General features: G+C 66.0%; 31 protein-coding genes. 16 read left to right on the forward strand and 15 right to left on the reverse strand.

Going from position 1 to position 23,573, the window contains the following annotated elements:
- Nucleotides 1-10 precede the first annotated feature (10 nt).
- A complete protein-coding gene (locus G6N36_RS12555) occupies nucleotides 11-1,423 on the forward strand; it encodes a multicopper oxidase family protein (RefSeq protein ID WP_163686796.1) in 1,413 nt (470 codons plus the stop codon).
- A gap of 88 nt (nucleotides 1,424-1,511) precedes the next feature.
- Here G6N36_RS12555 and G6N36_RS12560 read toward each other — a convergent pair whose 3' ends face one another.
- Genes G6N36_RS12560 through G6N36_RS12570 form a run of 3 tightly spaced genes read right to left on the reverse strand, consistent with a single transcriptional unit; the run spans nucleotide 1,512 to nucleotide 4,435 of the window.
- Nucleotides 1,512-2,675, reverse strand: a complete 1,164-nt coding sequence (locus tag G6N36_RS12560; protein ID WP_163686797.1) for an acyl-CoA dehydrogenase — start codon at nucleotides 2,673-2,675, stop codon at nucleotides 1,512-1,514.
- 13 nt (nucleotides 2,676-2,688) lie between these two features.
- A complete protein-coding gene (gene purE, locus G6N36_RS12565; RefSeq protein WP_163686798.1) occupies nucleotides 2,689-3,222 on the reverse strand; it encodes a 5-(carboxyamino)imidazole ribonucleotide mutase in 534 nt (177 codons plus the stop codon).
- Nucleotides 3,215-4,435, reverse strand: coding sequence for a 5-(carboxyamino)imidazole ribonucleotide synthase (locus G6N36_RS12570; RefSeq protein WP_264001798.1), 1,221 nt, complete (start codon nucleotides 4,433-4,435; stop codon nucleotides 3,215-3,217). Before G6N36_RS12570 ends, purE begins: the two co-directional genes overlap by 8 nt.
- 93 nt (nucleotides 4,436-4,528) lie before the next feature.
- Between G6N36_RS12570 and G6N36_RS12575 the strand changes: the two genes are divergently transcribed.
- The gene (locus G6N36_RS12575) at nucleotides 4,529-5,212 is read left to right on the forward strand and encodes a GtrA family protein (RefSeq protein WP_163686799.1); all 684 of its coding nucleotides are present in this window, start codon (nucleotides 4,529-4,531) and stop codon (nucleotides 5,210-5,212) included.
- On the opposite strand, the gene G6N36_RS12580 is transcribed toward G6N36_RS12575, so the two are convergent.
- Nucleotides 5,167-5,685: a PH domain-containing protein gene (locus G6N36_RS12580; RefSeq protein WP_163686800.1), complete on the reverse strand. Its 519-nt coding sequence runs from the start codon at nucleotides 5,683-5,685 to the stop codon at nucleotides 5,167-5,169. The two genes, G6N36_RS12575 and G6N36_RS12580, sit on opposite strands and share 46 nt — an antisense overlap.
- Before the next feature lie 21 nt (nucleotides 5,686-5,706).
- Nucleotides 5,707-6,513 (reverse strand): biotin--[acetyl-CoA-carboxylase] ligase, encoded by an 807-nt coding sequence (locus G6N36_RS12585; RefSeq protein WP_163686801.1) that lies wholly within the window; start codon nucleotides 6,511-6,513, stop codon nucleotides 5,707-5,709.
- A 95-nt stretch (nucleotides 6,514-6,608) separates the two neighbouring features.
- On the opposite strand from G6N36_RS12585, the gene G6N36_RS12590 reads away from it, so the two are divergent.
- The 7 genes from G6N36_RS12590 to G6N36_RS12620 all read left to right on the forward strand — a co-directional run bounded on the left by G6N36_RS12590 (nucleotide 6,609) and on the right by G6N36_RS12620 (nucleotide 13,322).
- Nucleotides 6,609-8,249 (forward strand): acyl-CoA carboxylase subunit beta, encoded by a 1,641-nt coding sequence (locus G6N36_RS12590; RefSeq protein ID WP_163686802.1) that lies wholly within the window; start codon nucleotides 6,609-6,611, stop codon nucleotides 8,247-8,249.
- Between the two features lie 53 nt (nucleotides 8,250-8,302).
- Nucleotides 8,303-8,536, forward strand: coding sequence for an acyl-CoA carboxylase subunit epsilon (locus G6N36_RS12595; RefSeq protein WP_234809614.1), 234 nt, complete (start codon nucleotides 8,303-8,305; stop codon nucleotides 8,534-8,536).
- The gene (locus tag G6N36_RS12600) at nucleotides 8,533-9,174 is read left to right on the forward strand and encodes a Maf family protein (protein WP_163686803.1); all 642 of its coding nucleotides are present in this window, start codon (nucleotides 8,533-8,535) and stop codon (nucleotides 9,172-9,174) included. The genes G6N36_RS12595 and G6N36_RS12600 overlap by 4 nt, the downstream gene beginning before the upstream one ends.
- Nucleotides 9,175-9,200: 26 nt before the next feature.
- Nucleotides 9,201-10,088, forward strand: coding sequence for a sulfurtransferase (locus tag G6N36_RS12605; protein WP_163686804.1), 888 nt, complete (start codon nucleotides 9,201-9,203; stop codon nucleotides 10,086-10,088).
- A gap of 26 nt (nucleotides 10,089-10,114) precedes the next feature.
- Complete coding sequence (locus tag G6N36_RS12610; protein WP_163690646.1) at nucleotides 10,115-10,519, forward strand: SufE family protein; 405 nt, start codon at nucleotides 10,115-10,117, stop codon at nucleotides 10,517-10,519.
- A gap of 86 nt (nucleotides 10,520-10,605) precedes the next feature.
- Nucleotides 10,606-11,385: a hypothetical protein gene (locus G6N36_RS12615; protein WP_163686805.1), complete on the forward strand. Its 780-nt coding sequence runs from the start codon at nucleotides 10,606-10,608 to the stop codon at nucleotides 11,383-11,385.
- Between the two features lie 137 nt (nucleotides 11,386-11,522).
- Nucleotides 11,523-13,322, forward strand: coding sequence for an acetyl/propionyl/methylcrotonyl-CoA carboxylase subunit alpha (locus G6N36_RS12620; RefSeq protein ID WP_163686806.1), 1,800 nt, complete (start codon nucleotides 11,523-11,525; stop codon nucleotides 13,320-13,322).
- Nucleotides 13,323-13,341: 19 nt separating this feature from the next.
- Here the strand turns inward: G6N36_RS12620 and G6N36_RS12625 are convergent, their stop codons facing one another.
- Nucleotides 13,342-14,040, reverse strand: a complete 699-nt coding sequence (locus G6N36_RS12625) for an SDR family oxidoreductase (protein ID WP_163686807.1) — start codon at nucleotides 14,038-14,040, stop codon at nucleotides 13,342-13,344.
- A 22-nt stretch (nucleotides 14,041-14,062) separates the two neighbouring features.
- Between G6N36_RS12625 and G6N36_RS12630 the strand changes: the two genes are divergently transcribed.
- On the forward strand, nucleotides 14,063-14,407 hold the full coding sequence (locus tag G6N36_RS12630) for a hypothetical protein (protein ID WP_163686808.1): 345 nt from the start codon (nucleotides 14,063-14,065) through the stop codon (nucleotides 14,405-14,407).
- Here G6N36_RS12630 and G6N36_RS12635 read toward each other — a convergent pair whose 3' ends face one another.
- On the reverse strand, nucleotides 14,408-14,944 hold the full coding sequence (locus G6N36_RS12635) for a nucleotidyltransferase family protein (RefSeq protein ID WP_163686809.1): 537 nt from the start codon (nucleotides 14,942-14,944) through the stop codon (nucleotides 14,408-14,410).
- A gap of 264 nt (nucleotides 14,945-15,208) precedes the next feature.
- Between G6N36_RS12635 and G6N36_RS12640 the strand changes: the two genes are divergently transcribed.
- The gene (locus G6N36_RS12640) at nucleotides 15,209-15,652 is read left to right on the forward strand and encodes an STAS domain-containing protein (protein WP_163686810.1); all 444 of its coding nucleotides are present in this window, start codon (nucleotides 15,209-15,211) and stop codon (nucleotides 15,650-15,652) included.
- Here the strand turns inward: G6N36_RS12640 and G6N36_RS12645 are convergent.
- Nucleotides 15,623-16,411: an RNA polymerase sigma factor SigF gene (locus G6N36_RS12645; RefSeq protein WP_083124979.1), complete on the reverse strand. Its 789-nt coding sequence runs from the start codon at nucleotides 16,409-16,411 to the stop codon at nucleotides 15,623-15,625. The two genes, G6N36_RS12640 and G6N36_RS12645, sit on opposite strands and share 30 nt — an antisense overlap.
- A complete protein-coding gene (locus tag G6N36_RS12650) occupies nucleotides 16,408-16,842 on the reverse strand; it encodes an ATP-binding protein (RefSeq protein WP_163686811.1) in 435 nt (144 codons plus the stop codon). The genes G6N36_RS12645 and G6N36_RS12650 overlap by 4 nt, the downstream gene beginning before the upstream one ends.
- Nucleotides 16,843-16,963: 121 nt before the next feature.
- Here G6N36_RS12650 and G6N36_RS29410 point away from each other — a divergent pair, with 121 nt between their 5' ends.
- The 4 genes from G6N36_RS29410 to mbp1 all read left to right on the forward strand — a co-directional run bounded on the left by G6N36_RS29410 (nucleotide 16,964) and on the right by mbp1 (nucleotide 18,842).
- Nucleotides 16,964-17,131: a hypothetical protein gene (locus G6N36_RS29410; protein ID WP_170311117.1), complete on the forward strand. Its 168-nt coding sequence runs from the start codon at nucleotides 16,964-16,966 to the stop codon at nucleotides 17,129-17,131.
- Nucleotides 17,132-17,212: 81 nt separating this feature from the next.
- The gene (locus G6N36_RS12655) at nucleotides 17,213-18,229 is read left to right on the forward strand and encodes a DNA topoisomerase IB (RefSeq protein ID WP_163686812.1); all 1,017 of its coding nucleotides are present in this window, start codon (nucleotides 17,213-17,215) and stop codon (nucleotides 18,227-18,229) included.
- Between the two features lie 75 nt (nucleotides 18,230-18,304).
- Nucleotides 18,305-18,502, forward strand: a complete 198-nt coding sequence (locus G6N36_RS12660; protein ID WP_163686813.1) for a hypothetical protein — start codon at nucleotides 18,305-18,307, stop codon at nucleotides 18,500-18,502.
- Nucleotides 18,503-18,605: 103 nt separating this feature from the next.
- Nucleotides 18,606-18,842, forward strand: coding sequence for a microaggregate-binding protein 1 (gene mbp1 / locus G6N36_RS12665; protein ID WP_083124975.1), 237 nt, complete (start codon nucleotides 18,606-18,608; stop codon nucleotides 18,840-18,842).
- Between the two features lie 63 nt (nucleotides 18,843-18,905).
- Here mbp1 and usfY read toward each other — a convergent pair whose 3' ends face one another.
- The 4 genes from usfY to G6N36_RS12685 all read right to left on the reverse strand — a co-directional run bounded on the left by usfY (nucleotide 18,906) and on the right by G6N36_RS12685 (nucleotide 21,040).
- Nucleotides 18,906-19,214 (reverse strand): protein UsfY, encoded by a 309-nt coding sequence (gene usfY, locus G6N36_RS12670; RefSeq protein ID WP_083124974.1) that lies wholly within the window; start codon nucleotides 19,212-19,214, stop codon nucleotides 18,906-18,908.
- A 90-nt stretch (nucleotides 19,215-19,304) separates the two neighbouring features.
- Nucleotides 19,305-19,922 carry a flavodoxin family protein gene (locus G6N36_RS12675; protein WP_163686814.1) on the reverse strand — a complete coding sequence of 206 codons (618 nt, stop codon included), beginning with the start codon at nucleotides 19,920-19,922 and terminating at the stop codon, nucleotides 19,305-19,307.
- Nucleotides 19,919-20,290 (reverse strand): hypothetical protein, encoded by a 372-nt coding sequence (locus G6N36_RS12680; protein ID WP_163686815.1) that lies wholly within the window; start codon nucleotides 20,288-20,290, stop codon nucleotides 19,919-19,921. Before G6N36_RS12680 ends, G6N36_RS12675 begins: the two co-directional genes overlap by 4 nt.
- 69 nt (nucleotides 20,291-20,359) lie before the next feature.
- Nucleotides 20,360-21,040, reverse strand: a complete 681-nt coding sequence (locus tag G6N36_RS12685) for a PAS and ANTAR domain-containing protein (protein ID WP_163686816.1) — start codon at nucleotides 21,038-21,040, stop codon at nucleotides 20,360-20,362.
- A gap of 91 nt (nucleotides 21,041-21,131) precedes the next feature.
- On the opposite strand from G6N36_RS12685, the gene G6N36_RS12690 reads away from it, so the two are divergent.
- Nucleotides 21,132-21,722: a restriction endonuclease gene (locus tag G6N36_RS12690; RefSeq protein ID WP_163690647.1), complete on the forward strand. Its 591-nt coding sequence runs from the start codon at nucleotides 21,132-21,134 to the stop codon at nucleotides 21,720-21,722.
- On the opposite strand, the gene lat is transcribed toward G6N36_RS12690, so the two are convergent.
- Nucleotides 21,719-23,059, reverse strand: a complete 1,341-nt coding sequence (lat, locus tag G6N36_RS12695) for an L-lysine 6-transaminase (protein WP_163686817.1) — start codon at nucleotides 23,057-23,059, stop codon at nucleotides 21,719-21,721. The genes G6N36_RS12690 and lat overlap by 4 nt on opposite strands.
- A 52-nt stretch (nucleotides 23,060-23,111) precedes the next feature.
- Nucleotides 23,112-23,564 (reverse strand): Lrp/AsnC family transcriptional regulator, encoded by a 453-nt coding sequence (locus G6N36_RS12700; RefSeq protein ID WP_163686818.1) that lies wholly within the window; start codon nucleotides 23,562-23,564, stop codon nucleotides 23,112-23,114.
- Between the last annotated feature and the right edge of the window lie 9 nt (nucleotides 23,565-23,573).

Consider the following 23,573-nt stretch of genomic DNA (forward strand, 5'->3'; position numbering starts at 1 on the left):
CGCTGAAATCATGATCAGTCGACGGCAGTTCATGGTCGTGGGCGCGATGGGCTTCGCGGGGGTGGCCGCGGCCTGCTCGCAGTCGCAGTCACCGTCAGCCGGACCCGCGAACCTCACTCTGGCGGCCGGTGAGACCGACATCGACCTCGCCGGCGCCACGCTTCGCACCTGGGCCTACAACAATCAGGTGCCCGCCCGTGAAATTCGCCTGCGCAAGGGGGAGCGACTCCGGGCCGAATTGACCAACGCCCTGCCGCAGGGCGTCACGGTGCACTGGCACGGGATCGCGATCGTCAACGATATGGACGGGGTGCCGCCCCTGACGCAGGCGGCGGTGGCCAATGGTCAGACGTTCACCTACGACTTCGTGGTGCCCGATGCCGGAACGTATTGGTTCCATTCGCATGTCGGCACCCAACTGGACCGCGGCCTGTACGGGCCACTCATCATCGAGGACCCCGACGAGAAGGTCGACTACGACGACGAGCTCGTTGTCGTGCTGGACGATTGGATCGACGGCACCGGCACCAACGCCGACCAGGTGTTCGAGAACCTGCGCAAGACGGGGATGAAGCCGATGGAACCCGGCGGCCCTGGCGTGACTCCGGCGACTCCGCTCGGCCAAGACGGCGGCGACGTCACCTACCCCTACTTCATCATCAACGGCCGCGTCGCGAAAGATCCGCAGGTCACGGATTATCGTACGGGCCAACGGATTCGGATGCGGGTGATCAACGCCGGCTCCGACACCGCGTTCCGGGTAGCGGTGCCCGGCACGTCCATGACGGTCATCCAGACCGACGGCTACCCGGTGATGCCGGTGCAGGCGGACTCGGTCATCCTCGGCATGGGCGAGCGGGTCGACGCGATCATCACCGTCACCGAGTCGCTGCCGGTCATCGCCGTGCCCTACGGCAAGCCGGGCCACGCCCAGCTGAACATGCGGGTCGACAATAGGCCCGCCACGGTGAACGTCGACGAGTTCGTTGCGTCGGTACGTACCCAGGTACCGCTGGACACCGCGACGCTGTCACCCGCGCCGGAGGTGACGCTGCCCGCAAAAGAGCCCGATCAGATCATCGACGCCCGCCTGGCCGGACCCGTCGACGGCTACAACTGGCCGATCAACGGAAAGCTGTACGACCCGCCGCGCGATGGGGTGGCAGTGCAGCCGAACCAACGGGTCCGCATCCGCTACATCAACGAGTCGATGATGTTTCACCCGTTCCATCTACACGGCCACACATTCCAGGTGATGAACGGCGACACCAGTAAGGCCCGCAAGGACACCGTGCTGGTGCCGCCGCTGCAAACCGTCGATGTCGACTTCGACACCGATAATCCCGGGAAATGGATCACCCACTGCCACAACACCTATCACCTCGAGGCGGGGATGGCGTTCTTCATCGAGTACGCGGGCTGACGGTCCGACAAACACCATCGACGAAAAGACGCGAAAACCCCCGAATTGGCTGGAATTAGGGGGATTTCGCGTCTTTTCGCAGAGAAAGCTACTTGAGCAGTGCGCGTGACATGACCACACGCTGAATCTGGTTAGTGCCCTCGTAGATCTGCGTGATCTTGGCGTCGCGCATGAACCGCTCGACGGGGAAGTCCACCGTGTAGCCGTAGCCGCCGAACAGCTGCACCGCATCGGTGGTCACCGACATCGCGACGTCGGAGGCGTAGCACTTGGACGCCGAGGAGATGAAACCGAGGTCGGGCTCGCCACGTTCGGCGCGGGCGGCCGCGGTGTACACCATCAATCGGGCCGCCTCGATCTTCATCGCCATATCCGCGAGCATGAACTGCACCGCCTGGAAATCTGCGATGCGCTGACGGAACTGCTTGCGCTCCTTGGTGTATGCGATTGCGGCCTCGAGCGCGCCCTGGGCGATACCGACAGCTTGGGCACCGATCGTCGGGCGGGTGTGGTCGAGAGTGGCCAGCGCGGTCTTGAAGCCGCTGCCCTCGTCGCCGATGATCCGATCGCCGGGGATGCGGCAGTCCTCGAAATACAACTCGGTCGTCGGGGACCCCTTGATGCCCAGCTTGCGTTCCTTGGCGCCGACCGCGAACCCCGGATCGTCCTTGTGCACAACGAAAGCCGAGATGCCGTTGGCGCCCCTGTCCGGATCGGTCACCGCCATCACGGTGTACCAGGTGGAATGCCCGCCGTTGGAGATCCAGCACTTGGCACCGTTGAGCACCCAGTCGTCTCCGTCGCGGCGCGCGCGGGTCCGCATCGACGCCGCATCGCTACCGGCTTCACGCTCCGACAGCGCATAGGACGCCATCGCCTCTCCCGCGCCGATGCTCGGCAGCACCTGCTTCTTGAGCTCTTCGGACCCCCGCAGCAGCAGGCCCATGGTGCCGAGCTTGTTGCAGATCGGGATCAGCGACGACGACGCGCACACCCGCGCGACCTCTTCGATGACGATGCAGGCGGCCACCGAATCGCCGCCCTGGCCGCCGTACTCCTCGGGGATGTGGATCGCGGCCATGCCGGCCGCGGTCAGCGCCGCTTCGGCTTCGTCGGTGTAGCGCGCCTTCTCATCGACGTCCGCGGCGTGGGGAGCGATCTCCTTGTCGCACAGATCGCGCAACACCGCGCGCAACTCAGTGTGCTCGTCAGAAAGCTTGAATGCGTCGAACGACGGGTTTCCGATGCCCATGAAGAACTCCTTGCTACTCGTCGGTAACTTTACCGTCCCGGCCGAACAACCGGTCACGCAGCGCCGCGTCCTTCTGCAGCACCATCTCCGACAGCGCGCTCTGGAAAGCCTCGACGCGCTTGCGCAGTGCGGCATCCGACGAGCCGAGAATCCGCACGGCCAACAGCCCGGCGTTGCGGGCGCCCCCGATCGACACGGTCGCCACGGGCACCCCGGCGGGCATCTGGACGATCGACAGCAGCGAATCGAGGCCGTCGAGCTTGGACAGGGGCACCGGAACGCCGATGACGGGCAGCGGGGTCGCCGAAGCCACCATGCCCGGCAGGTGTGCGGCTCCGCCGGCACCGGCGATGATCACCTCGATGCCGCGCGCTGCGGCCGACTTCGCATAGTCCAGCATCCGATCGGGTGTGCGATGCGCCGACACGATGCCGACCTCGAACGGAATGTCGAACTCGGCCAGCGCAAGTGCCGCGTCCTCCATCACCGACCAGTCGCTGTCGCTGCCCATGATCACGCCGACGCGTGGCGTCGTGCCGTCACTCATGCCCACTCCATCCGTCGCTCCATTCCGCATGCGACAACCAGTGCGCCGCGCGGGTCGCGCGTTCCCGGACCTCCGCGACATACGCCGCGTCGTCCGGGGATCCCCACGCCGCCCCGAGCACGTTGACGTGGCCGATCTTGCGACCGGGACGCTCGCCCTTGCCGTACAGATGCACCTTGGCCTCCGGCATTCGCCCGAACAGGTGATGCACTCGTTCATCCATGCTCATCGTCGGGCTTTCTTGAGCGCCAAGCACATTCGCCATGACGATCACCGGCGCGATCGGCGAGGTGTCCCCCAGCGGGTAATCCAGCACCGCCCGAAGATGCTGCTCGAACTGGCTGGTGCGCGCGCCGTCCATCGACCAGTGCCCCGAATTGTGGGGCCGCATCGCCAACTCGTTCACCAGCAGTCCGCCGTCGGTTGTCTCGAACAGTTCGACCGCCAGCACACCGACCACGCCGAGCTCCTCGGCAAGTCGCAGCGCGAGACCGCCTGCGGCACCGGCGACGTCGTCGGCGAGGTCGGGGGCCGGTGCGATCACCTCCACGCAGATGCCGTCGCGCTGAACGGTCTGCACCACCGGCCACGCCGCACCCTGACCGAACGGTGAACGTGCCACCAGCGCAGCGAGTTCACGCCGCATCTCGACCTTCTCCTCGACCAGGACGTCGGCACCCGACGCCAGATACTCGGCGGCCGCCTCGCGCGCGTGGGCGATATCGCGCGCCAACGTGACCCCGCGCCCGTCGTATCCCCCGCGCACGATCTTGAGCACCAGCGCGGTATCCGAACCCGCCGCGAAATCGTCCACGTCGCCAGGCGACGTCACGGCCGCGAACCGCGGCACCGGCGCACCGAGCGCCTCCAGGCGTCGTCGCATCACCAGCTTGTCCTGGGCGTGGATCAGCGCCGCCGGCGGCGGCGCGACGTTCACCCCCTCCGCGATCAGCTTCTCGAGCATCTCGGTGGGCACGTGCTCGTGGTCGAACGTCAGCGCGTCCGCGCCGACCGCCGCACGGCGCAGCGCATCCAGGTCGTCGTGCGAGCCCAGCACGACATCGGGGGTCACCTGGGCCGCAGGATCCTCGGGTGTGACGGCCAACACACGCAGGGTCTGACCGAGCGCGATGGCCGCCTGATGGGTCATCCTCGCCAGCTGTCCGCCGCCGATCATGGTCACCAGCGGCGGCTTAGTCCAATTGCGCGGCACGTGCCTATGTTGTCATGCGGCGAGCGCCGCGTTTCCCGGCGGTGACCTGCACAGGTACGCGTGAGGTGGTCAATTTCCGTACACTGCCCTGTTGTGTCCTTCACCGATGCCACGATCGCGCGGCTCCCACGCCCGATCCGGCCGTACTTCGAACGGCACCACGAGCTCATCAAGTTCGCGATCGTCGGCGCCACCACCTTCGTCATCGATTCGACGGTCTTCTTCACGCTGAAGCTCACGGTGCTGGAGCCCAAGCCCGTGACAGCGAAGATCATCGCCGGCGTCGTCGCGGTGATCGCGTCGTACATCCTCAACCGCGAATGGAGCTTCCGCGACCGCGGCGGCCGGGAACGGCACCACGAGGCGCTGATGTTCTTCGCGTTCAGCGGCGTCGGCGTGCTGCTGTCGATGGCGCCGCTGTGGTTCTCCAGCTACGTGCTGATGTTGCGTGTGCCCGAAGTCAGCCTGACGGTGGAGAACATCTCCGACTTCGTCGCCGCCTACATCATCGGCAACCTGCTCCAGATGGCCTTCCGATTCTGGGCGTTCCGGCGGTTCGTGTTCCCCGACGAGTTCGGGCGCAACCCGGACAAGGCACTGGAGGCCACGCTCACCGGCGGCGGTATCGCCGAGGCTGTGGAGGATGTGCGCGACCCGGCTCTGCACCCCGACGCCGCGGACGGCAACGTGACACCGCTGCGCAGGCCGACCCGTCGCGCGCGGCGGCTGGCTCAGCTCGGCGATTCCTCCGAGCCCAGGGTGTCGAAGACTTCGTGATACAGCAGCGAGTGGACCTCTTCCACTCGCGGGATGTCCATGAACTCCAGCGGATCCTGAGACGCTGACTCGATGATCAGCGTGCCGGTGCGCAGCATGCGATCGAGCACGCCGTGGCGGAATTCCACGCTGTTGATCCGGGCCAGTGGAATGTCGATGCCTGAGCGGGTCAGCAGCCCGTGCCGGAACATCACCCTGCGGTCGGTGATGACGAAATGCGTCGTCCACCAATTGAGGAATGGCCAGATCGTCAGCCAGATGACGATGACCGCCCACACGACCGCGATCACGATCATCACCACGTTGCGGGCGGTGGGATCCCAGTTGGTGGTGTTGACGTAGCCCGCCGCGAACGTCGCGACCGCAGTGATCACCAACAGGATCAAGATGGGGCCGATCAGACGCTTCCAATGCGGATGGCGGTGCAGCACCACATGCTCGTCTTTGGCGAGCACCTTCTCCGGATATCCCATGAGCGAAGACCCTATTCCGGATCAGGTGCCCGCGGGTCGCAAGTGGACGATGTCACCTGCGGCGACTGTCGTCGTCTGCCCGTCGGTGTCGATCGAGAGCCGGCCCTGGCCGTCGACATCGCGGGCTACCCCGACGATCTCGCGATCACCGGGGAGGGTTGCGCGGACCGGCATCCCGAGGGTCAGGCTGCGGGCCCGGTAGTCGGCGATCAGTTCCGGGTCCGCGCCGCCGGCGCTGCGCCAGGCATCGACGCGACGGCCCAGCTCGCTCAGCAGCCGAACGATGAGTTCGCCACGATCCGGCGCCGTGACGCCGAGCCCGACGAGGGACGTCACACAGTCGACGCCCACCTCGTCACCACGCAGTGACACGTTGAGGCCGATGCCGACGACGACCACCCGTTGCTCGGCGGCGACCTCGGCGAGGATTCCCGCCAGCTTGCCGCCACCGGCGAGCACGTCGTTGGGCCACTTCAATCCGGCGTCGACGCCGACGCCGGTCACGGTGTCGACGATGGCCACGCCCGTCGCCAGCGGAAGCCAGCCCCAGGCTTCCGTCGGCACCGCGGCGGCATCGATCGCCACCGACAGCGTGATCTGGGCGTACCGCGCCGCCGACCAGCTGCGCCCCTGCCTGCCGCGGCCGGCGGTCTGGTGTTCGGCGATCAGCACCGCGCCCGCGATGTCGGCGCCGCTGTTGGCGCGCGCGATCAGGTCGGAGTTGGTGGATCCGGTCTCGGCCGCCACCTCGACCGTCCGCCACACTGGGCCGCCTTCGATGGCGGCACGCAGCGTCGTTTCGTCGAGGGGAGCGCGCTCAGCAGTCATCGGCCAAACGTAAGCGACGCTGCGCGCGCCTGCTTAAGGAGATATTAAGGACGCGCTGTCCGCGTCGTTCACGCCGTTCGTTAGCATCGACGCTCATGACGAGTGTTAGCGATCAGTCGGTCGAGCCCGCAGGCGAGCACGAGATCGACATCCACACCACCGCAGGCAAGCTGGCCGATCTTCGCAGGCGCACCGAAGAGACGCTGCACCCGGTCGGCGAGGCGGCGGTCGAGAAGATCCACGCCAAGGGCAAGTTGACCGCCCGTGAGCGCATCCTGGCACTGCTGGACGAGGGCTCGTTCGTCGAACTCGACGCGCTGGCCCGGCACCGCAGCACGAACTTCGGACTGCAGGACAAGCGCCCGTTCGGCGACGGTGTGGTGACCGGCTACGGCACCATCGACGGGCGCGAGGTCTGCATCTTCAGCCAGGACGTCTCGGTGTTCGGCGGCAGCCTCGGCGAGGTCTACGGCGAGAAGATCGTCAAGGTTCAGGATCTGGCGATCAAGACCGGGCGTCCGCTGATCGGCATCAACGACGGCGCCGGAGCCCGCATCCAAGAGGGTGTGGTGTCACTTGGCCTGTACAGCAACATCTTTCACAACAACATCATGGCCTCCGGCGTCATCCCGCAGATCTCGCTGATCATGGGCGCCGCCGCGGGCGGGCACGTCTACTCCCCCGCGCTGACCGACTTCGTCGTCATGGTCGACCAGACCAGCCAGATGTTCATCACCGGACCGGATGTCATCAAGACCGTCACCGGCGAGGACGTCACCATGGAGGAATTGGGCGGCGCGCACACGCACATGGCCAAGTCGGGCACCGCGCACTACGTGGCGACAGGCGAGCAGGACGCGTTCGACTATGTCCGCGACCTGCTGTCGTACCTGCCCGCCAACAACTACGCCGACCCGCCGCGCTACCCGGCCGCGGTGCCGGAGGGCGCGATCGAGGACAACCTCACCGAAGAAGACCTCGAGCTGGACACGCTGATCCCCGATTCGCCGAACCAGCCCTACGACATGCACGAGGTCATCACGCGGATCCTCGACGACGACGAGTTCCTCGAGGTGCAGCAGGGCTACGCGCAGAACATCATCGTCGGCTTCGGCCGCATCGAAGGCCGACCGGTCGGCATCGTCGCCAACCAGCCGACCCAGTTCGCGGGCTGCCTGGACATCAACGCCTCGGAAAAGGCGGCGCGGTTCATCCGCACCTGCGACTGCTTCAACGTGCCGATCGTGATGCTGGTCGATGTGCCGGGCTTCCTGCCGGGCACCGACCAGGAGTACAACGGCATCATCCGCCGCGGCGCAAAGCTGCTGTACGCCTACGGCGAGGCGACCGTCGCCAAGATCACCGTCATCACCCGCAAGGCCTACGGCGGCGCGTACTGCGTCATGGGCTCGAAGGAGATGGGCGCCGATGTGAACGTCGCGTGGCCGAGCGCGCAGATCGCGGTCATGGGCGCCGCCGGCGCGGTCGGGTTCGTGTACCGCCAGGAGCTGGCCAAGGCGGCCAAGGAGGGTCAGGATGTCGACGCGCTGCGGCTGGAGCTGCAGCAGACGTACGAGGACACCCTGGTCAATCCGTACATCGCCGCCGAACGTGGCTATGTCGACGCGGTGATCCCGCCGTCGCACACCCGCGGCTACGTCGCAACGGCCCTGCGTCTGCTCGAACGCAAGATCACGCAGGTGCCGCCGAAGAAGCACGGGAACATCCCACTGTGAGCGGCGCGAACGATCCGGTCGCTGTGAGCGCGTCTGTGAGCGAGGACGAGACGGTGAGTGAGGAACCACAACACCACGAAGCGCCCATCCAGGTCGTGAAGGGCAAGCCGACCGATGAGGAGATCGGCGCGGTCATCGCCGTGCTCGCCGCCGCTTCCGGCACTCCCGCCGAGCCGCGGGAGCAGGAAGAGAACCTGTGGGGCCATCCGGTCGACCGGCTGCGCTACTCGTTCTTCAGCTGGCAGAAGGTGACCCTTCAGCAACGGACGCACATGCGCCATCGATGACGCGATTCGTTCTCGCGTCAGCATCGCCCGGCCGCCGTAAGGTGTTGCGCCAGGCGGGAATCGACCCACTTGTCATCGTCTCCGGTGTCGACGAGGACGCCGCGATGGCCCGTCTGGAACCGTCGGCCACCCCAGCCGAGGTGACCACCGCGCTGGCCGCCGCGAAGGCGGAAGCCGTCGTCGGGATCCTCGATGCCGACATCGCTTCCGACTGCGTTGTCATCGGCTGCGATTCGATGCTGTACCACGATGGCGCATTGCGCGGTAAGCCGACCACGGCCGACGAGGCGCGCGCCGGCTGGCAGCAGATGGCGGGGACTTCGGGCGAGCTCTATACCGGACACAGCGTTATTCGATTGCAGGACAACGGAATAACGTGGCGCGCCGCCGACGCGACGGTGACCACCGTGCGGTTCGGCCACCCGTCCACGGCGGATCTGGATGCGTATGTCGACAGCGGCGAGCCCGCGGCGGTGGCGGGTGGATTCACGCTCGACGGCCTGGGCGGCTGGTTCGTCGACGGCGTCGACGGCGACCCGTCGTCGGTGATCGGCATCGGACTTCCGCTGATCCGTCGACTGCTCGCCGACGGCGGCCTGTCGATCGCACAACTCTGGTCCGCCAACCCGCTGCGTTGATCCGCCGCGTGGGTAGGCTCGCAGTTGTGCCGCTACCCGCCGATCCCGCCCCCGCCCTGGCCGAGTACGCCCACCCGGAACGCCTGGTCACCCCCGATTGGTTGTCGGGCAACCTAGGCAGGCCCGGGCTGGCCATCGTCGAATCCGACGAGGACGTGCTGCTCTACGACACCGGCCACATCCCCGGCGCGGTGAAGATCGACTGGCACACCGACCTCAACGACCCGACGGTCCGCGACTACATCGACGGCGCCCAGTTCGCCGAGCTGATGAACCGCAAGGGCATCTCCCGCGATGACACCGTCGTCATCTACGGCGACAAGAGCAACTGGTGGGCCGCCTATGCCCTGTGGGTGTTCACGCTGTTCGGCCACCCCGACGTGCGTCTGCTCGATGGCGGGCGCGACCTGTGGATCTCCGACGGCCGCGACACCAACCTGGACGTACCGTCCAAGCAGACCACGGGCTACCCGGTCGTTGAACGCAACGACGCGCCGATCCGCGCATTCAAAGAGGACGTGCTGGAGATCATCGGCTCGCAACCGCTGATCGACGTCCGCTCTCCGCAGGAGTACACCGGAGAGCGCACCCACATGCCCGACTACCCCGAGGAGGGCGCCCTGCGCGGCGGGCACATTCCAACCGCACGGTCGATCCCGTGGGCCAAGGCGGCCAAGGACAACGGCCAGTTCCGCACCCGCGCTGAACTCGACGAGCTGTACGGCTTCCTGTCCGACGACGACAAAACCGTCGTGTACTGCCGCATCGGCGAACGGAGCAGCCACACCTGGTTCGTGCTGACGCATCTGCTGGGCCGCGACGGCGTGCGTAATTACGACGGCTCCTGGACCGAGTGGGGCAACGCGGTGCGGGTGCCCGTGGCCGTCGGGGAAGAGCCTGGCGAAGCGACATGACTTCGGTCGTCCCACCACCGCGCCCAATGCCCACCGCGCTGGCCGAGGTCGTGGCCGACTTCAAGGAGATGCAGGGCCAGGACAAGCTGCAGCTGCTGCTGGAGTTCGCGGGCGAACTGCCGCCGCTGCCCGCCGAACTGGAAGAGGCGGCCATGGAGCCGGTGCCCGAATGTCAGTCGCCGCTGTTCCTCCACGTCGACGCCACCGACCGGGACAACGTCCGGCTGTATTTCAGCGCGCCCGCGGAGGCGCCGACCACACGCGGTTTCGCGGCGATCCTGGCGGCCGGACTCGACTCACAGCCCGCCGCTGACATCCTCGCGGTACCCGACGACTTCTACAGCGAACTCGGCCTGGCCGCGCTGATCAGCCCATTGCGACTGCGTGGCATGTCCGCGATGCTCGCCCGCATCAAGAAGCGGCTGAGATAGCCGGTGAGCCTGCCCACGCCGGTCGGCGATCTGTGCGCGGCGACCAGCAGCGAGTAGCGCAACGACCTTCCGGGTATCACCCTGCAGTGATCGATACGCACGGTCAGCGCTTCAACACTGCGATAGCGGTGCGCCTGGAGAGCCACGTCGACCACGCCGGGACTGACCTCGACCGGCACGGACTCGTCTCACTCGGGGGCGTCATCCCGACCGAGTGGCTCAGCGCGGCACGCACCGAGGTGAACGACTACCTCGCTCGCCACGGATGGCGTGAGCACAGCTTGGTCTACGGGGATTCCTGGGAGTGCCCCACCATCGCGGCGCTGGCCGAGAACCAGCGCGTTGAAGCGTTTTTGCATTCGCTGACGTCGTTCCCCGAATCGGAATCGGATTACGCGGGCTATCAGCAACGAGTTCTTCGCATACTCGACGGTTCGGACGTGGACACCCCGCCATTCGACTGGCATTACGACGCGAATGCGGTGACGATGCTCGTTCCGATCGTCGTGCCCGCCGACGGGGCGGGTCAGGTGGCGATATTCCCCGACCATCGCCCGCACCGCCGTTGGGCCGCGCTGAGCGCGGCCGAGCGACTGCTCGTGCACAAACAGATATACGGGCGCCGGATGCGCCGCCGCTATCAGGGCGACCCGTCCGCGTTCACCATCCCGCTCAGGCCTGGCGATGCGTACCTCTTCAGGGGATACCGTGCGCTTCACGCCGTGCTGCCCTGGGCCAACGACACTCTGCGAGTGACGCTTGTGCTGCAGTACGGCCATCCCTATGGACGGGAGAGCTCGCTCGTTCGAGCGGTCAGAGCGCGGCGCGACGCCAAGCGCAAACGGCGAACAGCGCCGATCGCATGAGGCGCAACCGAGCACTGTGAATGGGGCTACCCGGCAGTAACCGATACCGGCTTGGCGTGGGCGTCGTGCTGCCGCCTAAACTGCCTCCGATACATTCTTAAAGACGTTTCTTAAAAACCATGCCGTCAGGAGGCGCAGTGGCAAGTCACGCCAGCTCAAAGATCTCCAAGGTGCTCGTCGCCAATCGCGGGGAAATCGCGGTCAGGGTGATCCGGGCAGCCAAGGACGCCGGGCTTGCAAGCGTGGCCGTGTACGCCGAACCCGACGCCGACGCACCTCACGTGCGGCTCGCCGACGAAGCCTTCGCGCTCGGCGGCCAGACCTCCGCCGAGTCCTATCTCGTCTTCGAGAAGCTCTTGGAGGCGGCCGAGAAATCCGGCGCGAACGCCATCCATCCTGGCTACGGATTCCTTTCGGAGAACGCCGATTTCGCTCAGGCCGTGCTCGACGCCGGCTTGATCTGGATCGGCCCCAGCCCGCAGTCAATCCGTGATCTCGGCGACAAGGTCACCGCGCGACACATCGCCGCGCGCGCCGAGGCGCCGCTGGTTCCGGGGACCCCCGACCCAGTCAAGGACGCCGACGAGGTTGTTGCGTTCGCCAAGGAGTACGGCGTACCGGTGGCCATCAAGGCCGCGTTCGGCGGCGGCGGCCGCGGCATGAAGGTCGCCCGCACGATCGAAGAGATCCCGGAGTTGTTCGAGTCGGCCACCCGTGAGGCCGTCGCGGCATTCGGCCGCGGTGAGTGCTTCGTCGAGCGCTACCTGGACAAGCCGCGCCACGTCGAGGCTCAGGTCATCGCCGACACGCACGGCAACGTCGTCGTCGCAGGCACCCGCGACTGCTCGCTGCAGCGCCGCTTCCAGAAGCTCGTCGAGGAGGCGCCCGCGCCGTTCCTGACCGACGCGCAGCGCAAGGAGATCCACGAGTCTGCCAAGCGCATCTGCAAGGAGGCCGGCTACTACGGCGCAGGCACCGTCGAATACCTCGTCGGCCAGGACGGGCTGATCTCATTCCTCGAGGTGAACACCCGTCTGCAGGTCGAGCACCCGGTCACCGAGGAGACCGCAGGCATCGACCTGGTCCTGCAGCAGTTCAAGATCGCCAACGGCGAGGCACTGGACATCACCGAGGATCCGACGCCGCGCGGGCACGCGTTCGAGTTCCGCATCAACGGCGAGGACGCGGGCCGCGGCTTCCTGCCCGCGCCCGGCCCGGTCACCCGGTATGACATCCCCACCGGTCCCGGTGTGCGCCTGGACTCCGGCGTCGAGGCCGGTTCGGTGATCGGCGGCCAGTTCGACTCGATGCTGTCGAAGCTGATCGTCTACGGCGCCACCCGCGACGAGGCGCTGGCCCGCTCGCGCCGCGCCCTGGCTGAGTTCCACGTCGAGGGACTGGCGACGGTCATCCCGTTCCACCGCGCCGTGGTGTCCGACCCGGCGTTCATCGGTGACGGCGAGAAGTTCGACGTGCACACCCGGTGGATCGAAACCGAGTGGGACAACACCGTCGAACCGTTCACCGGCGGTGAAGCGATCGAAGAGGAAGACACCATTCCGCGGCAGTCGGTCGTCGTCGAGGTGGGAGGTCGCCGCATCGAGGTGTCGCTGCCCGGCGATCTGGCCATCGGCGGCGGCGGTGGTGCGCCCGCGGGCGGCGGTGTCGTCCGCAAGAAGCCCAAGGCACGCAAGCGCGGTTCGTCCGGCGGCGCGGCGGCATCCGGCGATTCGGTGACGGCACCGATGCAGGGCACCGTGGTCAAGGTGGCTGTCGAAGAGGGTCAGGAGGTTGCTTCGGGCGATCTCGTCGTGGTCCTCGAGGCGATGAAGATGGAGAACCCGGTCACCGCGCACAAGGACGGCGTCATCACCGGCCTCGCGGTCGAGCCCGGTGCGGCCGTCACGCAGGGCACGGTGCTCGCCGAGATCAAGTAGTCCTCACCCGGGAATCGCGCTAGTCGGGCGTGACGAGGCTGTTGCGCTGTAGCGGCGTACCAAAGTAGCCGGCCTCGGGGTCGACCACGACGGTCTTGGTGTCGTCGCCCTGCCGGGCCAACGTGTCGCGGGCCATCTGCTCGAACGGGATCTTCTGCGGTCCACCGATGTTCACGACACCGTTCAGCGGTCCGGCGACGGCGGCGCGCGCGACATCGGAGGCGACCCTGTCCGCGGGAATGGGCTGAATCAGCGCATCGGGAACGCGTACCTCGTCGCCGACGGTCATCGATCCGGTGATGGCGTCGGTGAACTCGGCGAACTGCGTGGCGCGCACGATGGTGTAGGGAATGCCGGATTGACTGAGCAGCCTCTCCTGCGCGACCTTGGCCCGCATGTACCCGCTGAGCGGCAGACCGTCCACACCCACGATCGACAGCACAACATAGTGTCCGACCCCGGCGTTCTTCGCGGCCGCCACCACATTCGTCGTCGCCGTGGTGAAGAACTCCAACACCGGCCCGTCTTCGAACGACGGAGAATTCGTGACATCGACGAGCGCGTCGGCCCCCGCCAGCGCCTCGCCGAGGCCGTCGCCGCTGAGGACATCGACACCAGTTCCCCGCGATGCCGCGACGACCTCGTGCCCGTCGGCCTCGAGTAGGGCCACCACCTTGGTGCCGATCAGGCCGCTCGCACCGATCACTGTGATCCTCATAGGCCATGCCTACCATCGACGGGTGGAGCCCGTGGAAATTAATGCCGGTGCTTGGTATCTGCGCGCATTGCGTGCGGACGAGTTGATGGACGACCGTCCCGCGCTCGCCGCAATGGGCGAGTCCGACCCTGGCTATGTGGCGCGCTGTACGGCGCGATGGGCCTCCGACACCGGATACACGTGGGCGGTCTGCGAACCGACGACCGGTGAGATGTTGGCCGAGGTGAGTATCGATCCGGTGGCCGGCACTCTGCGGACCAGAACGCGTGACGGCCACGACGACGCCGTCGCGGTTGCCGAACAGTCGGTGCGACGCTTCGCGACGGCGATGCTGGGGCTGACGATCCCTGGCCCGATCGGCGGCTGATCACTCGGAATCGATGTCGCGGCCGGTCGCCAGGTCGGCGCAGTCCACCTCGACGACATCTGAGCGTGCCGAGAGAAACGCGCGCGCGCCCTCGTCGCCGCGCAGTCCTCGGAGTAGTTCGGTCCAATGCCGGTTCGCGACGACGACGGGGTGGCCGGGCGTGTCGCCGAAATACGCGCGCGCGAGGCCCGACGTCGATGATCGCGCTGCGGCCAGCACTCGGTCCACCACTTGGGCGCCTACGTCGGGGGTGTCGACGGTGTGCAGCACTGCGAAGTCGGCTTCCACGGCCGACAGACCCGTACGCAACGATGCCGACAACCCGTCTGACCAGTCAGTCGCGATGACGGCGCGGGCAGGAGCAGGCACAGCGACGATCGCCGCGCCCAGCACGACGACCACGTCTTCACAGCCGCCATGATGTAAGGCCGCCACCGCTGATTTCAGCCACCCACCTTGTGCAGCAAGCACTTTCGGCATACCGAACCGCGTGCCCGCCCCGGCGGCAAGCAAAATACCGGCGGCCATGGTCGACATGTCGACAAGTGTGGGTCTACCAGGCGTTTCAGACAACCGGGCAGCGCATCCGACGCTGTGAACTGGACTTATGACGTCCGCGTCATTCACGTTGTCGTTTTCGATCGTGAGGCGTAGGGTTCGAATCAGGTTGAAATCACAGCCAGCTGCAAACGTCATCGACGTGCAGGGCTGTGGCCCTGCAGCCAGGCTTTCAAAAGCGCAGGGCCCAATTTGACGTGAGCCACAGTACGAATCGATGTATTCACCACTGATGGAGTCACAATGTCTACCCCAACACAAGATGCTCCGACGCCACCGCAGTCCCTGATCGTGCGCGCCGAGTCGCATTCAGCGCATTTCGCGACCCGTTCGATACCGCCGAACACCGCTGTGGTCACGGCGCACGGCGAGATCGACGCGGCGAACGCGCAGGCACTCGTCGACTACGCGCTGCGACACGGTGATCGCATCAACCGCTTGGTGCTCGACCTGAGCGGCGTCGATTTCTTTGGCACATCCGGCTTTTCGGCGCTGCACACACTCAACGTCCGCTGCGCCGGCGAATCCATCGCCTGGGCGTCGGTGCCCAGTCCGGCGGTCACGAGGCTGCTGCAGATCTGTGATCCCGATTCGCTCCTGCCGTTCTTCGGCGACGTCGACACCGCACTGTCGGCGGTTCAGGGTGAGCCGCCCCGCCTACTGCAGTTGGTCCCGCAGTCGCGCTAGAGACTTCGCGAGCAACCGGGACACGTGCATCTGCGAGATGCCTACTCGTTCGGCGATCTGGGTCTGCGTGAGCGATTCGAAAAAGCGCAGCAGCAGAACCGTTCGTTCTCGCTCGGGCAACGCTGCGAGCAAGGGCCGCAACGCTTCCCGGTTCTCGATCTGGTCTAGTCCCAGGTCGACGTCGCCGATCGTGTCGGCGATCGCGGGCGCGTCCTCGTTACCTCCACCGCCGCTGTCGATGGACAGCGTGTTGTAGGAGCTGCCTGCGACCAGACCCTCGACGACCTCGTCGCGGTCCATCTCCAGTTCGATCGCCAGTTCCGAGGCGGTGGGTGCGCGGCCGAGTCGCTGAGACAGTTCAGCGGTGGCGGCGCCCAGCCGCAGGTGCAGCTCCTTGAGCCGCCGGGGCACCTTGACCGACCAGCTGTTGTCCCGGAAGTGTCGCCGGACCTCGCCCATGATCGTCGGCACCGCGAACGACACGAAGTCCGATCCGGCGTTCACGTCGAAGCGGATCACCGCGTTCACCAGACCGACACGGGCGACCTGGACGAGATCGTCGCGGGACTCGCCGCGCCCATCGAACCGACGGGCGATGTGGTCGGCCAATGGCAGGCAGCGTTCGACGATGCGGTCTCGCTGTCGCTGGAAGGCCGCGCTGTCTTCGGGTACGCCCTCGAGCTCGCGAAACATGTCCGCGACATCCGCGTACTCAGAGTTCGATCGCGATGACGAACCCTGTGACGTCGAAGGGCTCACTGCAACGAGCTCGCTCGCCTTGTCGTCATCGAGATCCCGAAGACCTGTCCTTCCTCAGGGCCCTGCCCGTCCTGGAAAGTCTGTACGTCGTCGGTCAGCGAGCTCAGCACGTGCCAGCTGAAGCTGCCGGGGGCCAGAATGTCGGGACTCTTGCATGGCGCCGACGCGTGGATGACGACCGCATCTTCGCGCGGATCGACGACGAGCAGCAGTGTGGAATCGGGTACGGCGCAGCGAATGAGGCGCGTACACGCTTCGTCGACCGCCAACCGCAGATCGGCGACGGAGTCGAAGTCCAGATCCTCGTATGTGGCGACCGCCGCCACGAGCGTGCGCAGCACTGCAAGGTTTTCCAGAGTGGCGGCGACCCGAAGCTCGACCGACCCGGCGTTCCGTAGATGCCCGTTCTTCGTGTTGGCAACGTCGGCCATTTGACCTCCCGGCAATATCGAAGCGAGGTTACCCCAGGTCCGCTCCCGGCTAACCACGGGCGTTCCCGCGAGCAGTCGCTACCAAAGTGTGGAGCGCGTTCGAGCCGGGTAAACCCCGGTCATGAAGCACATTGGGTCGCGCAGCCGACTCGACGACGCAGACCAGGGAGGCACCCGGGGACTGCGTCGAGTGATCGTGACTGCCGGACTGGTCCTGTTGGCATTGATCTTGATCTTGGTGGCGATATATGCCGGGGCGTTCCTCATCCTCGCGCCGATGATGCAGTGATGCCGCAGATGAGCTCGTCCAGCGTGGTGCGTGATTCGGCATGGTCCACGTTCCTTACCCTCACGTGGTCGTCACCCAAACATGCGGCTGCGTCGTAGCGAACTCCGTGGTCCCGGACTGCGCCGCGTCCGGCGCGGCCGCGGGTTCTCCTATTACGACGCCGACGGTGCGTCGATCACCGATGCCACGACGCTCGATCGCATCAACGGGCTGGTGATCCCACCGGCCTGGAAGAAGGTGTGGATCTGCCCTCATCCCAACGGTCACATCCAGGCGGTGGGAACAGACGCCGCCGGCCGACGCCAGTACCTCTACCACCAGAAGTGGCAGCAGGACCGGAACGAGGAGAAATTCGACCGGGCCCTGGACATGTCGGCGGCACTACCAGACATGCGGCGCCAGATCGCGTCGGACTTGCGCGGCCGGGGGCTCGCCCGCGACCGGGTGATCGCTCTGGCGCTGCAACTGCTCGACCTGGGCTACTTCCGCTCGGGGTCAGAACAGTACGTCGAGGAGAACAACTCCTTCGGCCTTGCGACGTTGCGCTGTGAACACGTGACGCTGCAGAGCGACGCGGTTGAGTTCGACTATCCGGCCAAAAGCGGGGTTCGCCGCACCCTGCTGATCGAGGACCGTGAGGTCGTCAGATCGGTGCGCGCATTGATGCGCAGACCGCATCGCGGCGAGCGGTTACTGGTGTGCCGCAACGGTTCCGGGTGGACCGACCTGCACGCCGACGATCTCAACAGCCGGTTCAAGGAACTCGTCGGCGACGAGTACACGGTCAAGGATCTACGCACATGGCACGGCACGGTGCTGGCGGCGGCGGCATTCGTCGACGCCGATCCGCCGGAGAACAAGTCCGTGATCAAGCGCGTCGAATCGGCGGTCATGAAAGAGGTCGCCGAGGAACTCGGCAATACCCCCGCCGTGGCGCGCCGCTCATACGTGGATCCCCGCGTCGTCGAGGGGTATGAATCCGGTCTGACTATCGCGGCCGCCGCCAAGCGCGCCGCGAGGACCCGAGCCCCAGCCAAGCGGCAAGAGCTTCTGGACCACAGCACCGCACGTCTGATCCGCAAGGTCGCAAAGAGCTAGCGCCGAGGCCGTACGAGACGAAAAACTCAAGCACCAAAACGTTTTCGGATCCGCGACGGGGTATCCTCGAGCATCATGCGCGACGATCAAGACCTCCCCTACGACATTCCCGACGCCGACGCTGCCGACCAACAACGGCCGGTGAGCGAACCGGGTCTGGATGAAGAAGCAGCTGCCGAGCCCCCCGGCGAGTTGCCCCTCGAGGCCGCCGCCGCCGACTGGCAGGAACAGCTGGAAACAGTTGACATCGACCCCGACGACGATCGCGTTTAGCGTCCACAGCCCCGGGTAACCCTTGAATCGCGGGGCGATCCCTGCGGCCCCACGCTCAAGAAGTGGGCTGGACCAATTCCACTAGCTAGCGGGAAGGCAACATATGACTGAGAAGAACAGTGGCCCTGAAGAAGGCATCAAGGGTGCCGTTGAGGACGTCAAGGGCAAGACGAAGGAAGCCGTCGGCACGGTGACCGGCCGCGACGACATGGTCCGCGAAGGCAAGGCCCAGCAGGACAAGGCCGACGCTCAGCAGGACGCCGCCAAGAAGGAAGCGGAGGCCGAAGCCGCGCGCGGAGGAGCCAAGGCGGCCGAGGAGCGGCAAAAGTCCGAGCAGTAGCCAGTAGTAAGACCTGAGCTAGCGGGCCCAGTCGGAGACATCCGGCTGGGCCGCTTGCTTACGTTAACTACTCGGCCGCTGCCGCAGGGCATCGGGATGCTCTGCGTACCAACGGTCTTCGATTCGCCGCACCCTCAGGTGCTCGATCATCAGCCATCCGCCACCGGCGACGAATCCGACGCCGGCCAGAGAAGCCAGCATCAGTCCGACGTCATGATGCTTGGTGGCGAATGCCGCCAGGCATGAGACGAACAGCACCAGGGCCACTCCTATCAGGATGAGCCCCGGCATGATTTTGTTGTCTTTCATTGATTCCCCGGCATGCGGACGGGTAGTTCGCGCATGGTCGACGGGGTCCTTCGGGCCTTTCATCGGTACTCCTCTCTAGGCATACCTGTGGCCGCCCTAAACGGGCTGATTCAACGGTAGAACTACCCGACTGCGCTGTGGGAGAAACGAACATCACCGGTAGGACGGGTATTGCCGTTCGCTCAGCAAGCTCGCCAAATGAGCAGCGTTACGGGCCGCCGCCGCCGTGGCCGAAGCGATCGCCTCCGGCACTTCGTCGAGGTCGTTGTAGTCCTTGGACTGCATGGCCTCACCGTTCCAATACGTCGAACACTGCGCGGGAATCGAGTATCCGACGTCGTTGAGCCCCTGGAAGCAATCGGCGATGACCTTGTGCGCGCCGTCTTCGTTGCCGACGACCGCGACCACCGCCACCTTGCCGACCATGAGCGGCCGGTCGGCGTCGTCGGTGTTGGACAGTTCGGCGTCCAGGCGTTCCAGTACCCGTTGCGTGACACTCGACGGATTGCCCAGCCACACCGGGGTGGCGAGCACCAGAATGTCGGATCTCAACACCTTTTCGCGAATCTTCGGCCACTCGTCACCGTCACCCATATCGGCCTCGACACCGGGCGAGATCGCGAAATCGACACAGCGCACAACTTCGGTCTTCACGCCTTGCTCGCGCAGCTGTTCGCAGACATGCTCGGCCATCAACTGGCTACTGGATGGTGCCGGGCTGGGCTTGAGGCTGCATACGAGTGCAAGCGCCGTCAGTGGCTGATCGGTCATCCGGCGAACACCGCAGATCCGGCCAGCGGCGACGTGCTCATCATCAGCACCAGCAGCATCATCGTCAGCAGGAACCAGCCGACACCCTGCCATGCCCACCACGTTTCCTGCCTGCGCCATGTCTGGTACGTGCGGAAGAAGGCGCGCAGCCCGCCGATCAGCAGGATGACGGGCGCCCCGAGGGCGAGCAGGGTGCGCTGGGGTACGCCGCAAGCAACCGTGTCCGCCGTCGCGCCGGTGCACGTACTCACCCAGACGGCGGCGGTGAACAGGAACGCGATGCCTGCCACCGCGAAAGCCGCGCCGAAACGCACAGCCTCACGCACGGTGGCGTCGCCTTGTCGCACACGCTCAGGGCTTTGGTACACGGCTGGACTCTCCCGAAAGTCACCGATGGGAACGGGTAGAAGATTCCCTGCGCGTTGGACTGGTAAACCCTAGGTCGAGATGCGCTGATGCGCGGTGAGCAGCAGGCGGTCGTACGCGCTGCGGGGCGGCAGTGCCTCGTCGTACCGCAACTCCAGGAAATCTCTGGTGATCTGTTCGGCCAGCGCCCGCAGTGTGGTATTGGTCTCCTGCGAGCGCCACTTGAGCAGCTCGAACGCCGAGTCGGCGCTGATCCGGTAGACCACCATCAGCATGCCTTTTGCCTGCTCGATGCCGCCTCTGGTCTCCGCGATCTCCGCGACCGCCTCGCTGAGGATCCGGTCGTGACGTTGTTGCATGGAGGGTGTCACGTCGACATAGAAGCCGTGCGTCCCCACCACCGACCCGGCGTCGTCGAACAGCTGGTTACCCACCACGACGACGTGGTGAATCTCCCCGTGGGTGTCGATGATGCGGTGCCGGGTGGAGAAGGCGCCCGACGTCCGGCGGATCTCGTCCAACGTCGCGGCAACTTGACCGTAGTCGTCGGGGTGCTTGTGCGAGAGCACCAGATCGGTGGTCGGTTGCACGTCGCCCGGCTCGTAGCCGTGCATCCGCTGAACCTGGGGTGACCACTCCCAGCGTTCGTCGGCGAAGAAGAACTTGAAAGAACCCACACGCTGCGGATCGCCGCCGGCCAGCGCGTGCTCGATGGGCGTCTGCCCCCCGAGTTCGGCCAGCTCATCGGTCATATTTGCAGATTATCGCGGGATTCTGCGAGTGCGTATTGTGGCTGGTACGACCATTCGTATATCGGACAGTGTGCGGCGTGGCTGGGAATCGATGTCGCCGCACGCCTCTACCATTCGCCGCGTGGCGCTGAAGTGGCAATTGCTCGCCGCGGGCTGCCTCGGCGCGGTCGTCTGGATGCTGGGCATGACGCCGGCGTGGAGCTTGGTGGTTGCCGCGGCGGCTCCGTTGGTCATCGGCGCGGCGCCGCACTTCATCCGCGGCGCAATCCACGGCATCAGTACCCCCCATCGCCGCGAGGATGTGGCCGCGGCGATGTCGGGCACTGAGTTCGAGGACTACGTTGCACGGATCGCGCGGTCCAGCGGGGCACCGGTGATCATGACGTCGACCACCGGCGACTGGGGCGTCGACATCATCGTCGGCAGGCGTCCCAATCGCGTTGCCATTCAATGCAAACGACAGGCGCGACCCGTCGGCGCGGGCGCCATCCAGGAGGTCGTTGCGGGTGCGCCGATGCACGACTGCGCCAATACCATGGTGGTCACGAACCATGAATTCACCCCTGCCGCACGCAAACTGGCGGAGCTGCACGGTTGCGAACTGGTCGGCGGCTCCGATCTGCCCCGCCTGCGGGCGATCATCAAACGCCTGACAGCGCCCACCACACCGACCGAGGTTTAGCGCAGCGCGTCCCGCGCCGCGTCGACGGCGGCATCGATCTCTGGGCGCGATACCGTCAGCGCGGGCCGGAACCTCACGCTGTCCGGTCCGCTGGCGAGCATGATCACGCCGCGGTCCCACAGCTTGGCGATCAGCTCATCGCGCTGTGCCGCACTGGGCAGGCTGAACGCGCACATCAGGCCGCGCCCTCGCACATCGAACACCTGCTCCGGGAACTCCACCGCAAGCTCAGCGAGCCGGTCGAGCAGGTATCGACCCGCATGGGCGGCCCGGATCATCAGCTGGTCGGACTCGACGACCTCCAGGATGCGCCGACAACGCACCATGTCGACGAGGTTGCCGCCCCACGTCGAGTTGATGCGGGAGCTGACGGCGAACACGTTGTCGGGCACCTCGTCGACCCGGCCGCCGGCCATGACGCCACAGACCTGGGTCTTCTTGCCGAATGCGACCACATCGGGCGCAACACCCAATTGCTGGTACGCCCAAGGGGTTCCGGTCATTCCGCAGCCGGTCTGCACCTCGTCGAAGATCAACAAAGCGTCGAATTCGTCGCACAGGTCACGCATCGCTGCGAAGAACTGCGGCCGGAAGTGGCGGTCGCCGCCCTCACCCTGGATGGGCTCGGCGATGAAGCACGCGATGTCGTGCGGGTCGGCTTCGAACGCCGCACGGGCCTGACGGAGCGACTCGGCTTCCACCGCATCCATATCGGCGCCGGGCCTCAGGTACGGCGCGTCGATGCGCGGCCAATCGAACTTCGGGAACCGGGCGACCTTGTTGGGGTCGGTGTTGGTCAACGAGAGCGTGTAGCCGCTGCGGCCGTGGAAGGCGCCGCGCAGATGCAGCACCTTGGTACCGAGGGCGGGGTCGATCCCATTCGCCTCGTTGTGCCTGCTCTTCCAATCGAACGCGACCTTCAACGCGTTCTCGACGGCCAGCGCTCCCCCGTCGACGAAGAACAGGTGAGGCAACGCCGGGTCACCGAGCACGCGCGCGAAGGTCGACACGAAACGCGCCATCGGCACCGAGTAGATGTCGGAGTTACTGGGTTTGTTGACCGCGGCCTGGGCGAGTTCGGCGCGGAAGTCCTCGTCATCCGCGAGCGCCGGATGGTTCATCCCGAGGGCCGACGACGCGAAGAACGTGAACATGTCGAGGTAGCGCTTGCCGGTGCGCGCGTCGACCAGGTACGAGCCCGATGAGCGGTCGACGTCGAGAACGAGGTCCATACCGTCGGCCAGGATGCTGCGGGCCAGCACGTCATGAACGTCGGCCGGACGGACCACCGAGGCCGCGGAGACTTCTTGGGCAGATTGCGTCAGAACAGCGGTCATGAGCCGATATTAGCAGAAATTTTACGGCGAACTGACTATCTGACAGGAAGGCTTACGGCACAGAGTCGCGTCTGTCGTAAAAAGTTTGTAGGATGACCGTGCTTCGTGTGCGGACGTTCGCTGCTGTCCGGATGCGTTGCAGCAAGTCTTCGAGCGCCCGCGCGGTCTCGACACGCACGAGCAGGACGTAGCTCTCCTCGCCGGCCACCGAATGACAGGACTCGATGGCATCGATGTGTTCGAGCCGCGCGGGAGCATCATCGGGTTGAGAGGGATCGAGAGGAGTGATGGCCACGAACGCCGACAGCATGTTCCCGACGGCTTCGGGGTTGATCCTGGCCGAGTACCCGACCACCACACCCCTGGCCTCCAGGCGCCGTACCCGCGACTGCACCGCCGACACCGACAGTCCCGCCACCGCTGCCAGATGCGCCAGCGTCGCGCGTCCGTCGGCGACCAACTCTCGCGCCAGCACACGGTCGATGTCATCGAGCAGTTCGCTCATGGCGGCACT

The organism is Mycolicibacterium gadium, from assembly GCF_010728925.1.
In the GTDB taxonomy this organism is placed as follows: domain Bacteria; phylum Actinomycetota; class Actinomycetes; order Mycobacteriales; family Mycobacteriaceae; genus Mycobacterium; species Mycobacterium gadium.

Coding starts and splice junctions, on each gene's coding strand:
- G6N36_RS12555 (WP_163686796.1), top strand. CDS start 11: ATGATCAGTCGACGGCAGTTCATGGTCGTGGGCGCGATGGGCTTCGCG.
- G6N36_RS12560 (WP_163686797.1), bottom strand. CDS start 2,675: ATGGGCATCGGAAACCCGTCGTTCGACGCATTCAAGCTTTCTGACGAG.
- purE (WP_163686798.1), bottom strand. CDS start 3,222: ATGAGTGACGGCACGACGCCACGCGTCGGCGTGATCATGGGCAGCGAC.
- G6N36_RS12580 (WP_163686800.1), bottom strand. CDS start 5,685: ATGGGATATCCGGAGAAGGTGCTCGCCAAAGACGAGCATGTGGTGCTG.
- G6N36_RS12585 (WP_163686801.1), bottom strand. CDS start 6,513: ATGACTGCTGAGCGCGCTCCCCTCGACGAAACGACGCTGCGTGCCGCC.
- G6N36_RS12590 (WP_163686802.1), top strand. CDS start 6,609: ATGACGAGTGTTAGCGATCAGTCGGTCGAGCCCGCAGGCGAGCACGAG.
- G6N36_RS12600 (WP_163686803.1), top strand. CDS start 8,533: ATGACGCGATTCGTTCTCGCGTCAGCATCGCCCGGCCGCCGTAAGGTG.
- G6N36_RS12610 (WP_163690646.1), top strand. CDS start 10,115: ATGCCCACCGCGCTGGCCGAGGTCGTGGCCGACTTCAAGGAGATGCAG.
- G6N36_RS12625 (WP_163686807.1), bottom strand. CDS start 14,040: ATGAGGATCACAGTGATCGGTGCGAGCGGCCTGATCGGCACCAAGGTG.
- G6N36_RS12635 (WP_163686809.1), bottom strand. CDS start 14,944: ATGTCGACCATGGCCGCCGGTATTTTGCTTGCCGCCGGGGCGGGCACG.
- G6N36_RS12640 (WP_163686810.1), top strand. CDS start 15,209: ATGTCTACCCCAACACAAGATGCTCCGACGCCACCGCAGTCCCTGATC.
- G6N36_RS12650 (WP_163686811.1), bottom strand. CDS start 16,842: ATGGCCGACGTTGCCAACACGAAGAACGGGCATCTACGGAACGCCGGG.
- G6N36_RS29410 (WP_170311117.1), top strand. CDS start 16,964: ATGAAGCACATTGGGTCGCGCAGCCGACTCGACGACGCAGACCAGGGA.
- G6N36_RS12655 (WP_163686812.1), top strand. CDS start 17,213: ATGCGGCTGCGTCGTAGCGAACTCCGTGGTCCCGGACTGCGCCGCGTC.
- G6N36_RS12660 (WP_163686813.1), top strand. CDS start 18,305: ATGCGCGACGATCAAGACCTCCCCTACGACATTCCCGACGCCGACGCT.
- mbp1 (WP_083124975.1), top strand. CDS start 18,606: ATGACTGAGAAGAACAGTGGCCCTGAAGAAGGCATCAAGGGTGCCGTT.
- usfY (WP_083124974.1), bottom strand. CDS start 19,214: ATGAAAGGCCCGAAGGACCCCGTCGACCATGCGCGAACTACCCGTCCG.
- G6N36_RS12675 (WP_163686814.1), bottom strand. CDS start 19,922: ATGACCGATCAGCCACTGACGGCGCTTGCACTCGTATGCAGCCTCAAG.
- G6N36_RS12685 (WP_163686816.1), bottom strand. CDS start 21,040: ATGACCGATGAGCTGGCCGAACTCGGGGGGCAGACGCCCATCGAGCAC.
- G6N36_RS12690 (WP_163690647.1), top strand. CDS start 21,132: ATGTCGCCGCACGCCTCTACCATTCGCCGCGTGGCGCTGAAGTGGCAA.
- lat (WP_163686817.1), bottom strand. CDS start 23,059: ATGACCGCTGTTCTGACGCAATCTGCCCAAGAAGTCTCCGCGGCCTCG.
- G6N36_RS12700 (WP_163686818.1), bottom strand. CDS start 23,564: ATGAGCGAACTGCTCGATGACATCGACCGTGTGCTGGCGCGAGAGTTG.